Source organism: Rhodohalobacter sp. 614A (assembly GCF_021462415.1).
In the GTDB taxonomy this organism is placed as follows: Bacteria; Bacteroidota; Rhodothermia; order Balneolales; family Balneolaceae; genus Rhodohalobacter.
Genome location: NZ_JAKEDS010000001.1, coordinates 2,065,642 through 2,079,643 on the forward strand (window position 1 = coordinate 2,065,642; position 14,002 = coordinate 2,079,643).

12 protein-coding genes are annotated in these 14,002 nt (G+C 42.7%); 2 read left to right on the top strand and 10 right to left on the bottom strand.

The features are described 5' to 3' along the window. Window positions 1-102: 102 nt before the first annotated feature. The gene (locus L0B18_RS08500; RefSeq protein ID WP_234571290.1) at window positions 103-804 is read right to left on the bottom strand and encodes a hypothetical protein; all 702 of its coding nucleotides are present in this window, start codon (window positions 802-804) and stop codon (window positions 103-105) included. Window positions 805-1,097: 293 nt separating this feature from the next. On the opposite strand from L0B18_RS08500, the gene L0B18_RS08505 reads away from it, so the two are divergent. Then, entirely contained in the window at window positions 1,098-1,754 is a 657-nt protein-coding gene (locus L0B18_RS08505; protein WP_234571293.1) for an O-methyltransferase, read from the top strand. A gap of 134 nt (window positions 1,755-1,888) precedes the next feature. Here L0B18_RS08505 and L0B18_RS08510 read toward each other — a convergent pair whose 3' ends face one another. From L0B18_RS08510 to L0B18_RS08525, 4 genes are all read right to left on the bottom strand, one after another. Then, window positions 1,889-2,272, bottom strand: a complete 384-nt coding sequence (locus L0B18_RS08510) for a hypothetical protein (protein WP_234571295.1) — start codon at window positions 2,270-2,272, stop codon at window positions 1,889-1,891. 30 nt (window positions 2,273-2,302) lie between these two features. Continuing rightward, window positions 2,303-3,880: a glutaminase A gene (glsA, locus tag L0B18_RS08515; RefSeq protein ID WP_234571297.1), complete on the bottom strand. Its 1,578-nt coding sequence runs from the start codon at window positions 3,878-3,880 to the stop codon at window positions 2,303-2,305. Window positions 3,881-3,895: 15 nt separating this feature from the next. After that, window positions 3,896-4,297, bottom strand: a complete 402-nt coding sequence (locus L0B18_RS08520) for a hypothetical protein (protein WP_234571299.1) — start codon at window positions 4,295-4,297, stop codon at window positions 3,896-3,898. 183 nt (window positions 4,298-4,480) lie between these two features. After that, window positions 4,481-6,151, bottom strand: a complete 1,671-nt coding sequence (locus tag L0B18_RS08525; RefSeq protein WP_234571301.1) for an alpha/beta fold hydrolase — start codon at window positions 6,149-6,151, stop codon at window positions 4,481-4,483. Between the two features lie 294 nt (window positions 6,152-6,445). Between L0B18_RS08525 and L0B18_RS08530 the strand changes: the two genes are divergently transcribed. Then, entirely contained in the window at window positions 6,446-6,979 is a 534-nt protein-coding gene (locus L0B18_RS08530) for a hypothetical protein (protein ID WP_234571303.1), read from the top strand. 22 nt (window positions 6,980-7,001) lie between these two features. Here L0B18_RS08530 and L0B18_RS08535 read toward each other — a convergent pair whose 3' ends face one another. The 5 genes from L0B18_RS08535 to L0B18_RS08555 form a co-directional block, all read right to left on the bottom strand. After that, window positions 7,002-7,373 carry a hypothetical protein gene (locus L0B18_RS08535; protein WP_234571305.1) on the bottom strand — a complete coding sequence of 124 codons (372 nt, stop codon included), beginning with the start codon at window positions 7,371-7,373 and terminating at the stop codon, window positions 7,002-7,004. 229 nt (window positions 7,374-7,602) lie between these two features. Continuing rightward, complete coding sequence (locus tag L0B18_RS08540) at window positions 7,603-9,054, bottom strand: 2-oxo acid dehydrogenase subunit E2 (protein WP_234571306.1); 1,452 nt, start codon at window positions 9,052-9,054, stop codon at window positions 7,603-7,605. 12 nt (window positions 9,055-9,066) lie between these two features. Further along, window positions 9,067-11,739 carry a pyruvate dehydrogenase (acetyl-transferring), homodimeric type gene (gene aceE, locus L0B18_RS08545; protein ID WP_234571308.1) on the bottom strand — a complete coding sequence of 891 codons (2,673 nt, stop codon included), beginning with the start codon at window positions 11,737-11,739 and terminating at the stop codon, window positions 9,067-9,069. 343 nt (window positions 11,740-12,082) lie between these two features. Beyond that, a complete protein-coding gene (locus tag L0B18_RS08550) occupies window positions 12,083-12,940 on the bottom strand; it encodes a restriction endonuclease (RefSeq protein WP_234571310.1) in 858 nt (285 codons plus the stop codon). 168 nt (window positions 12,941-13,108) lie between these two features. After that, complete coding sequence (locus L0B18_RS08555) at window positions 13,109-13,735, bottom strand: hypothetical protein (protein WP_234571311.1); 627 nt, start codon at window positions 13,733-13,735, stop codon at window positions 13,109-13,111. Between the last annotated feature and the right edge of the window lie 267 nt (window positions 13,736-14,002).

A 14,002-nucleotide genomic window follows, 5' to 3' on the forward strand; every position in this document is an offset into this window, starting at 1 on the left:
TATTTATTCAGTGGAAGAGTGGTAATAACATATGATTAATCTCCTGAATATGGTTGTATAATATTTTAAACCTCTCATCAGAGCAAAAATTCCACGTCTTTATTAATTTCGGCCGGGAAACCGGTTGAGTGCCTGAAGGGGAGAGGAGATTTGTAAACCGCTGAGTTCCTGGCTGCCGGCAGAATGTACAAACCAGCTTATGATACTTGCGGCAATGAGCTCACCTCCGTCTTCAAGTATACCCAATGGCATGTTTGTCCAGGGAAAATGGCCGGCTAATAGGTTATGTAATATGTCAACTCCAACTCCAAATGCAGCGAGTAAAATCACTCCCAAAAGGATATAAAAACCGATGGTTTGTGCAAGCAAATCACTATGGCGGTAGGCCAGCCATCCGGAAACCAGGAAAAAAGTGCCGACAGTTACAGAAACGATTAATTCTCCGAAGTCCTGTCCGCGAAGGTCGAATGCCTGCTGCAAGTTGAAAAACTCAGAAATAGAATGTCCAACCGACTCGTGTAGTGTGAGGGAGTCATCAAGCAGAAAATAAAAGAAAAGTAATGAACCGACAAAATAAAGTACTTTCCGTTTCTCAAATCCGAACCAGCTTAACATGATTGCGATCCACAGAAACTTGGCATATTGGTATAATTCGGCGTATCCCCGTTCGGCAGCAAGTGCAAATCTGGGGTCACCCGCAAATCCCATAGAAATCCGGATTCCAAAGCCAATCAGGATGAGATCAATTGCAATGAGAAGTATCAAAAGCAAAAGTGACCAGGAACGTGAAGGAGAGCTGTACATAAATTGAAACCTCTAAACGAAGATTTTTTTTGTACCTGTTCCAAATAGCATCAATATCCCCCGGTCCAATAACTTGTGATTAACCTTACGTAGTAAAAATTTACAGGCGTGTATGATACTCAAATAGCCGGATTTGCGACGGTTTTTTTGGCTTAATTCGTAATAATTAGAAAAGAATAATATATCGGCGAAGCTTTGCGATAAATGATCGAAAACTCACCTACAATTTTCCTACAAATTTATATGGTATGTTGTCGCAGAAAAACTGGTATAGAAACGAACGGAGAGGATGTATGAAAACAGTAAATTTTTTCACTCTGACAGGTTTAATGATTGTGCTGGCACTCAGTCTGATCGGCAATTCCCTTTCGGCACAAGAACTAAACAGCAATCCTGAACTGGACGAACAGGTCCGGAATTTCCTGGATGAGAATAAGCGTTCATGGCATGATCTGAATATTCCTTATGTAGACGGACAGATTCTTCATGATATCATCGTGGAAAACGGCTACACGAATGCACTTGAAATCGGCACTTCCACCGGGCATTCGGCAATCTGGATTGCCTGGGCACTCAGCAAAACCGGCGGCAAGCTGATCACCATAGAAATTGACGAAGACCGCTACAACGAAGCACTGCAAAACTTTGAGGAGGCAGGACTTTCCGAATATATTGATGCACGGCTGGCCAATGCCCACGAGCTGGTCCCGGAACTGGAAGGTCCGTTCGATTTTGTCTTCTCGGATGCCGACAAAGAGTGGTACACCAATTATTTCAAAGCGGTGGATCCCAAACTGGTGGTGGGCGGCTGTTTTACGGCTCACAATATCGGCAGAAGTCGCGGCGGAACCGCTGAATTTTACGACCACATTTCAAGCCTGTCAAATTATGAAACCACGCTAAACAGTTCCGGAAATGGAGTTTCGATTAGTTATAAGAGGGAAGAGTAATCTTTTTGATTGAGTGATTTTCGATCTGCATGACCAAAATCGCTAAATCGAATATGAGAAATCTTCTGAATCGTTAAATCAAAGATGAATTAAAAAACGTTGTTTGAAGGCATTGACCTCCCAATCTACTCCTCCTATGCACGATTCGGCTTTACCTTCGAAAAGGCAATCACAGATCCGCAAATCATGGCTGCTACACCAGCCGCCCCGATTCCGGGAATGATGATAAAAGCCAATTCGGGAACGGATACAATCAGGTGGGCAGGAGAGACATTCTTTGCAAAAAGTGCATCCAGCGAATGATAGAGGCTTTGTAGATTCCAGCCATTTGTAGTCATAAAACATACAATAGCCAGTACAAACGTGGCTACACAAAATGCCATATAGCTCATTCCAATTGTATTTATAACTTTTTTCCTGTCAGAAAATCCGCCATAAAACAGTTTTGCAGCCACCGGTATCAAAAGTATGATGACGGCCGTAGTAATTCCGATTAAGGTTGTAACTCCGGTACTCATTTTCTCTTTTATTTTAGTTCGTTTTCGGTTTTACCGGTGTTTTGTGATTCCCGTTTTTTTGGTTTTGAGGGCATTTTCCAGCATCTCCTGAATCTCTTTATGTTTAAATTTTTTGGCATCATCCAGCGGAGTATTTCCCCAGCGGTCTTTGGGTGAGAGAAATACATTCTGGTCAATCAAATGCCGGACAACCTCTGTTTGTCCTTCACAAGCGGCCAAATGAAGAGGCGTTCGTCCGTCATAATCCGCCGTATTTGGGCTGACACCTTCTGCCTCTAACCGAAAGATTTCATCCAAATCACCATGGCTTGCGGCACGAATCAATTCCATCACTTTGGATGCCATGATTTCACTCTGCTTTCTCCGGGGATTGATTTTTGATGAATGTCCGACGAGCGAGTCGTATTGATGAAAACTGAATCGCTCCACAAGCCGCTCGCAAAATTCTACACCACGAACCGTATTGCCAAGATGATCCAGCCTTGGCGACCAAATGCTGATGCCCATCAGGTTTGGAATCACCAGCATTAATGCGCCAGAAACGCCACTTTTTGCCGGCAGACCAATCTTGAAGGCAAACTCCCCTGAAAAATCGTACATCCCACAACTCAGCATCAGCGAAAGACAATTTTGTACGGTGGACGGTTTGAAGATCACATTGCCCGTAAGTGGATTGGTACCTGCATTGGCCAAAGTTGCAGCTGCAACGGCAAGATCATACGTACAGGATTCTATCGAGCAGCACTGGAAATAGAATTCCAGGGTTTCGGTCAGGTTGGTGTGCTCAGGAAATGCGTGTTTCTCTCTCATGAAATAAGCCAGTGCAAAATTCCGGTCAGCGGTCTGGCGCTCAGACAGATAAACAGCATTGTTAAAACTCACAGCTTTATCCCCGCAAAGTGCTTCCCATGTTTTATGAACCTTATCAAATCGATCCGCGATGTTGTTTTGGCGATCAATCAGAGAGCAGCTCATCATGGCTCCGGCGTTAATCATGGGATTATGAGGAAGCCCTTTGCCGTTTAGAGTGAGTTCGTTAAATGAATGTCCGCTGGGTTCCCGCCCCACATGGCTGTGCACTTTCTTTTCCCCAAGTTCTTCCAGTGCAAGACAATAGTTGATCGGCTTGCAGGATGATTGCAGGCAAAAGTTGGTTCTGGAATCTCCCATCGAGAAGCGTTGTCCGTCCACCGTACAAATGGAAAGGGCAAAGTGATCCGGGTTTACACGGGCAAGCTGTGGAATATAATCAGCCACATTTCCTCTGTGGTTTTTCTTTGTATCCTGAAATATTTCCTCAACCTGTTTACAGAATGCTTCAAAATCCGGGATAACCAGGTTTTCTGTGAGTGACTTCTTAATCAATGCATTCTGTTTCAGAATTTCATTGAATTCGGCTTGGGTAATGGTCGGACTTTTTCTCTCTTTCAGTTCTTCAATCCGGAAATTTCGAAGCAATTCCTGGATACGGGGATCATCAGGCAGAATTCCGGTACGCGCCAGTCTATTCAAGAATTTATCCTGATCAACCGATTTTTTCTTTCCTGATTCGAGGATTCTGAACAGAGAATCTGCAGTATTATTATCGATTTGTGAGGTGGTAATCATGGAATGGTAGGTTTGTTAACGTCGAACGTTATCTGTGGTTTTTGATAGCAGGTTGATTCGGCGAATAAAATTCTTTCCGAGAATACCTTTTGGCCCGGCATATTGACCGGCGGTAACCGTATTTGAAGAATCAACTTCTGCCCGGCGCAGGAAATGTTTGCCAAGCGGTCCTTTTGTATGCGAAAGCTGATCGGCTGATCTTGTGGTTGTTTCAGGCTGAAGATCAACCCGTTGAATGAAATTCTTGCCGAGTGGCCCTTTAGGCCGTGTAGTTTGATCGACTGTTACTAATGATTCAGAGTAAGCATCAATCCAGCGAAGAGTATTTTTGCCGAGAGGTCCCCGGTGATGTTGCTGGGCGATACTCATACTTGTGAGAGTTACTAAAAGTGTAACGGTTATACATACATGTTTCATAATGATCTATTTTTGCTTTACAGAAATGATATTCTCTTTTGATATCACTCCTTGATTTTTTTGACGATGTAAAAATAGACAGGAGAAGTGTGGAAGCGTTATCAAAAAAGCGGAAAATGCATGTACATTTCCGCCAAACTCACGTTACAAATCCGACAGACTATAACAAATCCGACAAAAAACTTATGCCTGAGTTTGCAGGAGGGCAGAAGGGCTTAAGCCAAACTCTTTTTTAAAACATTTGGAAAAGTAAGAAGGACTGGAGAAACCGGTTTGGTACGCAATTTCAGCAATGTTCTGGTCGCTCCCCAATAACAGTTCTTTAGCGCGATGCAGGCGAACGGAAGAGATCAGTTGAATTGGTGATTTGTTCGTTACGGCTTTTAGCTTCCGTTGCAGCTGGCGTTCACTGATGCCGATCTCTTTGCAAAGTGTTTCCACTCCGAAAGATTCATCATCTAAATGAGAATCGATGCTTTGAAGTACATTTTCGAGCAGCGAACCATTTTGTGGGAATTGTTTTGGATAAGGACTGGCCTGATGATTGCCGCCATCCATTTGGTCGATAACACTGAACAGCGAGAATGTTTCACCCGATTGTGTGTCGAAAAAAGTTTTGAACGGGTTGAATGATAGTCCGGCGCCCGACAGAAGATTTTTGACCGTTTGGGTCAGTAATATTTGGTTTCGCTGAGCTTGCTGAAGAATTGAATCAAAAAACTTTTTGGTTTCGTCGCGGATAAAGTGAGCTTCATCCACAGCGGCTTCTTTAATATGAATGGCTGTAGAAAGCCCCGCATTTTTGTCTCGAAAAGCGTCCATCAAATCTATACTGCAATGAACGGCTTTGCTGGGGCCTTCAAAAGTGGCAATAAAGGTATGGTTATTCCACTGGACAATATTTCCGCGGTATTGTTCAACGTATTGTTGAATCAGTGCCTGATAATCAACACTCTTGTTTTCGGGAGAGGTGATTCGGGTTGCAACAATAGTGAAAAGTTGTTCCTGGTAACTTCGTGGCGGCTTAATATTCAGGATGAACGATTTCATCTCTTCCAGGATCTCATTTGTATTTCCCGCCCAAAACAAGTGATCCTTGCCGGGAAATTCTACAAATTTCGCTCCCTTGATACGCTCCGCAATAAACCGTCCCTCCTCAATTTTAACATCGATATCATTGGTGCGCTGCATGATTAACGTGGGTACTTTTATGGAGCCCAAAATATCAATGATATCAATCTGAGTATTCATTTTCGTGAGCACCATTGCCGCACTGGGACTGGCTCCGGATCGGAAATAATTCGCCAGCCAATCCATGAAAGTCTTGTCATGTGCTTTGGACGGTGCCAGGGTTTCCAGATTCATTTCACCGCTTCCCCAGCTGTTTTCAATCATATCGTACACAACCTGGCGCTCTTTATCAGTTGGCGCCCAGGGATATTCCGCGGCATATCGCCGTTTGGCAAATATCCCAAAAGTGATCAATGAAATAACACGGTTTGGGTAAGTGGCAGCGAAAAGGGCAGAAACTGAACCTCCTTCCGAATGGCCAAACAAAACGGCTTTTTCAGATCCGACGGCATCCATCACAGCGCGGATGTCATCCATTCTCTCTTCCAGTGTGGAAAGCTCTACAACCCGGTCCGAAAGTCCGGTTCCGCGTTTATCAAACAGAATCACACGGGCTATCTTGCCCAGTTCCTCCAAAAAATGTACAAGTTCGGGGCACGTCCACATCCAGTCGATATTGGAAACCCAACCCGGAATATAAACCAGGTCAATGGAACCTGAGCCAAAAACCTGGTAGGCAATATTAATACGTCCGCTTTTTGTGTATTGAGTAGTGGGTTTCATAAATCTCTTATGATTGGCACGTCCTTCAACATGCTTGAAAAACCGTCATATCAGAAGCTTTATTGATGTTACCTGAGACAGTAATAGGGTTTTGGGATTGGATCAAACTCCCTTGTGTAAACTCTTTAAAAATTTCGGGAAACATACTCCATTTCGAAAACATCTGCAATCTATCTCATCCACATGAGGGCCGATTTCTTTGAAGAAAGACTAAATCTAAGTTTTCAAACGCTTTTCAGATCAAGACGTCTAATCATCAAGAGCATAAACTCAGAAAACCAAAACAAGAGAAAAATGACTAATAAAAATACGAATGGGAAAAAGAAAAGCATCAACTATTATATGCGGGTCCTTCACCGGGATATTGGCTTTTTCATCGTCGGACTGATTGTTATCTACTCCATCAGCGGAATTGTGCTTACCTACCGCGATACGGACTTCCTGAAATCAGAAAGGCAGGTTGAACGGCAACTGGAACCAAACATGGAAGCCGACCAATTGGGACAAGTGTTGAGAATGCGGGGATTTCGTGTTGAAAGTGAGAATCTGGAGATTATTAACTTCGAAAGCGGAACTTATAACAAGGAGACCGGCCTTGCCACTTATACAGTGAATGAACTTCCAGCCATCCTGGAACGTTTTGACCGGCTTCACAAAACAGCAAGCAGCAGTGCCGCCAGTCCGTTTACAGCGATATTGGGATTCCTTCTGCTTTTTATGGCCGTTTCTTCTTTGTGGATGTTCAAAACCACGTCTCCACATTTTAAACGTGGAATAGTTTTGACGGTGGCAGGCGTTCTGGCTTCGATTGCTTTACTGGTATTTTGACTTTTTTTAAAGAAAAATCCGGCTATAAAAAAGCGTACATCAGGAAGGCACCAAAAGCAATGGCGAGCAGTCCGCCAATATAACGGTACGGTTTCAGGAAGTTTACAGCCCATTCGACCAAATGCTGAAAATTATTATGCCCGATAAGTATCAGAGCCACGGCGGCGATGATAGCAAACCATCCAATGGCTTCCATAATGAGTGGATAATCAGAAATCTCAGCAAAATAGATCAGAAGAATTCCGATAATCATCCGAATTGCGATTGCAAAATAATGGAGTTGAACATTGTTTGATTCGCTCTTCAGAAAATCAAAAATGAAATCGGGTTTGATGAGCAATGCGATTCCGGCTGCAATAACCAGTCCACCAAAAAAGACAATGATTAGCTCCATAAGTATAGCTTTTAGATTTGAAAAACTACTACTCTGTTTTGGAATCTACTGATGTTCAGAGTTATGTCAAAGTGTTGCTAAATTGTAGTGGAACTTCGGGATGGCGTTCACCAAGCAGAGTTTAGGAACAAGCTTCTCATCTGCAAAAGTATGAACATCTGAATGCAGATTTCAGAAGAGCTCTACTTCTGCCTTCGGATATTCGCTAATCTTCATTCCTTACTATGTTTTACTCACCCAAGAGCGCCTTGTACGGATCTTCCAACGCATTGCAAACATATCTCAGGAAACGCGCGCCCTCGGCACCGTCTATTAGCCTGTGATCGTAGGAAAGGCTAAGCGGGAGTGTCAGTACAGGTTCAAATGATCCATCTTTGTAAACCGGTTTTGCGGTCATTTCCGAAACGCCTAAAATGGCTACCTGCGGATGATAAATCACAGGTGTGAATTGTGTTCCGCCAATACCGCCAAGATTGGAAATGATAAAATTTCCACCTTCCATCTCTTCACCTGAAAGTTTGCCTTCACGGGCTTTTTCGGCCAGTTCTGAGATTTCAACAGAGATATCAATGATCGATTTTCGATCCACATCTTTCACAATCGGAACCAGTAATCCTTTTTCCGTATCCACGGCAATACCGATGTGCGTGTATTTTTTGAGGATGACTTCCTCACTTTCCATATCGATGCTGGCGTTGAACTTCGGAAACTGGTGCAGAGCAGTCGCAATCATTTTGGTGAGGACAGCTGTGATTGTCAGCTTGCCGCCCTTTCCCTCGGCTTCTTCCTGGTGCTCTTCCACATATTTTTGAATATTGGAGACATCAGCTTCATCAAACTGTGTGACATGTGGAATAGCTTGCCATGATTTTTGGGTCTGTTTAGCCGTGGCTTTACGGATGGCGGACAAGGGTTTTCGCTCCACTTGTCCCCACTGACTAAAATCGGGCAACTCACGATCTGACTTTTTCTTTTCGCTGCTTCCTCCGCCGGATCGCTTCACATCTTCTGTTGTGATGAGGCCGTTTGGTCCGGTTCCCTTTACATTTTTCAGGTCAATTCCCTGTTCACGGGCAAACCGTTTTGCGCCCGGAGCGGCCAGAATTTCATCACTATCAGAATCTTTTTTGGCTGATTTTTCACCTGATTTTTCTGATTCCTCAGGCTCTTCATCATCATCTTCTTCTTTACTCTCTTTTTTATCCTCTGATTCGTCTTCACCCTCATCCTCAGAAGATTCTTTCTCCTCGGATTCTTCTGGTTCTCCCTCTGCTTCATCAGACGATGCTTTTTTCTCTTTATTCTCATCATCTTCCGAATCGTCTTCGTCTACATCTTCATCCTTTTCATCTTCGTCCTGATCTGCTTTGTCTTCATCTGTCTCATTTTCTTTAGATTCGTTCTCTTCTTCGTCACCGGATTCATCCTCCTCTTCATCACTTTCATCGTCTTCAAGAAGTAAAATTACATCCCCGGTTTTGATGGAATCTCCCTCGCTGACTTTTACCTCTTTCACGGTTCCGGCTTCAGGTGAGGGAACTTCCACCGTTGCTTTATCACTTTCTACGGCAATGATGGAATCGTCCTTTTCGATGGTATCGCCTTCTTTTACAAGTACTTCGGCCACAGAGCCTTCGTCGGCATCTTCGGAGAGTTTTGGTAGTGTAATTTCTTTCGCCATCTTGATAAAAAGTTAGGATGTTCGGGGATTCATTTTATCGGGATCGATATGTAGATTTGTAGCAGCTTCATCCAATAATTGTTTCTCAAATTCACCTCGTTCGGTCATTTCGAAGAGCGTCGCAAATACGATGTGTTTGGCATCCACTTCAAAGAAATCGCGGAGAGCGGCAACGGAATCACTTCGACCAAATCCGTCCGTTCCAAGTACAGTGACCGGCTCCGGAAACCATTTGGAAATGCTTAACGGCAAAGCTTTCACATAATCGGTAGCGATCACAAAAACACCTTCGGTATTATCTAATGCAATCTCAATATTTGAACGCTGTCGATTCAGGTTTCGATTGATCCTGTTTTTGCGGTCCGTATCTATTGCATTGTCATACAATGCTTTATAACTGGTAACGCTCCAGATATCCGTGGAAACGTCGTAGTCATTTTCTAAAATTTCAGCCGCTTCAAGGACTTCTTTCATGATCGCGCCGCTTCCAAAAAGATGAGCTTTTTTACCACTCTCTTCCATCTCCGATTCCTTAAACCGATACATCCCGTTGATGATATACTCATCGATATTTTCAGGCTCATCCGGTTTGGGAGGCATTGGATAAGTTTGATTGGTCACGGTGATGTAGTAGGACAAATCTTTCTTATTTACATACATCTCTTCAATTCCATTCCGAACAATCACTGCGAGTTCATATGCAAAGGCCGGATCGTAGGCTCGTATTTTCGGGAAAGCCAAGGCGTACAGATGACTTTGTCCGTCCTGGTGCTGCAAACCTTCGCCCGACAGAGATGTTCGTCCTGCAATTCCGCCGATGTAAAATCCCTTCGCTCCGGCATCACTGGCGGCCCAGACAAAATCGCCGATGCGCTGGAAGCCAAACATCGAGTAGAAAAAGAAGAACGGAATCATATCGATTCCCAGATGGCTGTACGCCGTTCCGGCCGCAATAAACGACCCCATACAACCGGCTTCGGTGATTCCCTCTTCCAGAATGGCGCCCTGTTTATCCTCGTGGTAATACATTAGGCTGTCTTTATCAACGGGATCGTATTTCTGACCATCAGCCGCATAAATTCCAACCTGTCTGAATAAAGATTCCATCCCAAACGTTCGTGATTCATCCGGAATGATCGGGACGATATGATCACCTATATTTTTGTCTTTCAATAACTTGGACAGAATTTGAATCATCACGGTAGTCGTGCCGGCTTCGTCATCACCGGAACCTTCGAAGTAGCTTTCAAAAATTTTCGAATCCGGTTCGAAGAGCGGCTGCGTTCTGTCTTTTCGTTGAGGTAAAAATCCTCCCAGCTTTTCCCGTTGATTCAACAAATACTGAATTTCATCACTATCTTCGGCGGGTTTTAAAAAAGGCACTTTCTCAATCTGGGCATCGGTAACAGGCACATCAAAAAAATCGCGGAAATGTTTCAGTGCATCGCTGTTTAATTTTTTGGTTTTGTGAGCCACGTTGCTGGCTTCTCCTGCGGCGCCCTGTCCATATCCCTTTACAGTTTGGGCGAGAATTACGGTTGGACCTTCCTCAAATTCAAGAGCCTGTTTATAGGCATTGAAAATTTTAATGGGATCATGACCACCCCGACGCATCAGTTTCAGTTCTTCGTCAGAGTAGGACTCAACCAGTTTTTTCAATTCTTCGTCCTGACCGAAAAGATTTTCGCGGATAAATTCGCCATCTGAAAACGCATATTTTTGGAGCTGACCATCGGGGAGATCGGTGAGAATTTTGGTCAGTTTTCCTTCTTGATCCTCTTCAAAAATCGGATCCCAATCACTACCCCAAATCACTTTGATGACATTCCATCCGGCGCCTTTAAATTTTCCTTCCAGTTCCTGGATCACTTTATGATTTCCACGAACCGGGCCGTCCAACCGCTGGAGGTTGCAATCAATGACAAAAGTAAGATTATCCAGGTTTTCATTGGCGGCCACGGCTAAATTTCCGGTGGCTTCGGGTTCATCCATCTCACCATCGCCAAAAAATCCCCACACATGCGGAAGTTCTTTTTTTGCTAATCCACGGTTTTCGAGATACTTATTAAACCGGGCCTGGTAGACCGCCATCAACGGACCGAGGCCCATCGACACGGTTGGATTATTCCAGAAATGTCTCATTAAATGAGGATGCGGATAGGAAGTAAGACCACCTTCTTCATCAAGTTCACGGCGAAAATTATCCAGTTGTTTTTCGGTGAGACGGCCTTCAAGAAAGGCTCTTGAGTAAATGCCCGGAGAAGCATGTCCCTGGAAATAAACGATATCGGGAAGTCCTTTATCGGAAACTTTAAAAAAGTGATTAAACCCAACTTCAAACAGATCGGCAATGGAGCCATATGTGGAAATGTGGCCGCCGATGCCTTTCAGTTTTGTATTGGTCCGGACCACCATCGCCATCGCATTCCAGCGGATGAGGGCCATGAGCTTTTTCTCCATTTCAAGATCGCCGGGATAGCCACTTTCGAAATCCGGAGAAATGGTATTTACATAGGGTGTTTTTAGAGACTTGGAAAGGTCAATTCCATACTGCTGAGCCTCTCTCTGCATCAGCGAAAAAAGCTCTTGGGCACGTTTTTCCGATCGGTTATTGAGAATCCACCGTAAAGAATTGAGCCACTCCTGATTCTCAATTTGTGGGTCGTCAGCATCATCCTTACTCATAAATCTTCACTTCGTTTGGTAATCAATCAACCATTCATCAAGTGAAACAGAGATTGGGAAAGATAGTTCCCTTATGGGGGAAGAGCGAATAGAAGATTTCAGAGTGCAGATTTCAGAAGTAGTTTTTTACTACAATCTGCACCCTGATTGGATGTGTTTTATGATTTAGCTACAGATTTTGCTGCGATACGTTTACATTTATTTTCTAGTGCACGTGGCAATCTGGGAACCGTAATGACGATATAAAGCTTGCTGTATTGTAACCGTTTTTAATAAACCCAGTATGTATTAAGAATCTGGATAATCGTTTGCTATGGTGTGTTTTAAAGTTCTATAGCTTTTATTATGAGTCGTATTTTTTTTCTTCTATTGCTCGTCTTATCCAATCTTCGAGTTCCTTTTTACCTCGAAACTCAAAGCGATATTCATCTTTTCTTATCCATTTAATTGCGTCTCTGGTCAATCGGTTGGTGGTCACTATAACTGCTTTGGACGCCTTACTTTCCTCCCGAGCAGCGTACAACTCACGAACTTCGTTAAGTCTGACTAAATTTTTGGGCCCATATTTTTTTGCTTGCCAAATGGATTTAATCAACCCTATATTTCGATCTTCTTTAATTCCTATTACGTCAATTCCGCCATCCTTTGTAGCTTGAGTAACATTTACTTTCCACCCATCATTTTCTAGGAGATATCCAATCAAATTTTCAAAATCTCTCCAAGTTAATTCAGATAGATGTTTACCTTTTTCAATAAGATCTTTTGCAATAAGAAAATATGAAGGTGAAAGATCAACCCATGAGGGCGTTATCAGTTCATTTGAGGGAGCCCAAAGTTCAGAGCTATCAGGTGAACCATAAATGATTTGAACCCAAATTGGCTCGTCTCCCCCAAGCCATGAGTTATTGTTAGCCCAATCTTCAGTCATTTCTCTGAACGCAGAAATCCATTCGTCTGTAGCTTCTCCAAATTTTGAATGGAATCCCAATAATCCTGGATTTGATAATTGTTCGACTAATTCTTGATCATAAAGCTGATTAGAAAGAACAAAATCAGTTACTTCTTCTTCGGAGGGAGGTTCGTTTATATCATTCATATCTGGAGGCAGAAACTTTTCATCTATAGAAGACCTTCTAAGACTGATTGAAGGAGCAATCAGTTCTTCAATAATTTCTCTGAGATATGATGCACTAATTTTCATTTCTTATAATAAATAACATTGGTATAAGACCAACTGTATTTATGTTACGACTCAAATATTGAGAGTAATATGAATAAAGAAGAATTAATTTAAAAATAGGAGTATTAGCTTATACTCAGAGAAGTGGAAGGGAAGCAGAGCTTCGGAACAAGTGAAATTACTCCTGCATTAAAACTGATACCCGATGAAAAACCAGAGGTTATTTGTTATTAAATGTCGATTGACTATTGAGTCTCCAAGTTCAGTTTCTTCCAGAGGAGAAAAATAATATCTAAACGGAATAGCCAAATTGAAATAAAGACCATTTACCTTAAAAAGATTCGTTTCTCTATAACTGGGAGCTAACCCGATAGTCCAGGTAGTATTTTTAACAGACTCATCTGATGTTGTATGTTCATAATAATCATCTGCATAACCCGTGGATAATCCAAGATAAAATTTACTGGTTGATTTTATCCCAAATACGTTAAAATCATAGAACACTTCGTAGCTTTTCATCAGGCCACGAATATTTTCACCCGTTACTGATTTAGCAAAATTACTGGAAAGATGTTTTTCTGAGAGCTTTACATTCTGATACACAAATCGTATTAGATTGTCGTTTTGAAAAAGTACTCCCGCTTCGCCACTAAAATTCCGGAAATTATTGAATGCCATTTCACCTAATTCGTAGGCTAAAAAAACTTTAATTGGTTGACGATCATTTGTGCTTATTCTTTTAGAGTCTTGTTCCTGTGAAAAAGCATTGCCAACAGGAAATAAGACGATTAGGCATAAAACTATTATTGCTTTCATAGTAGAATTTTTAAAGGTCGTTTTTCAATGACCGCTAACATTGGCATGACATCAATGCCATTCATGCTTCGTACGCAAGGTTTGTTCATGTTATGATTCAAATGGTGAGAGTAAGTTGAATAAAGCCGGTTTAATATCAAAGGACGAACCTCACTTACGTTTATATAAATAGAGAAGCGGAAGGGATGGAAGCAGGAGCTTCAGGTGGGTGTTCCCAGGCAGAGCATGGGAACAAGTACTTGTAAAAGTATGAACAACTGAAGACAG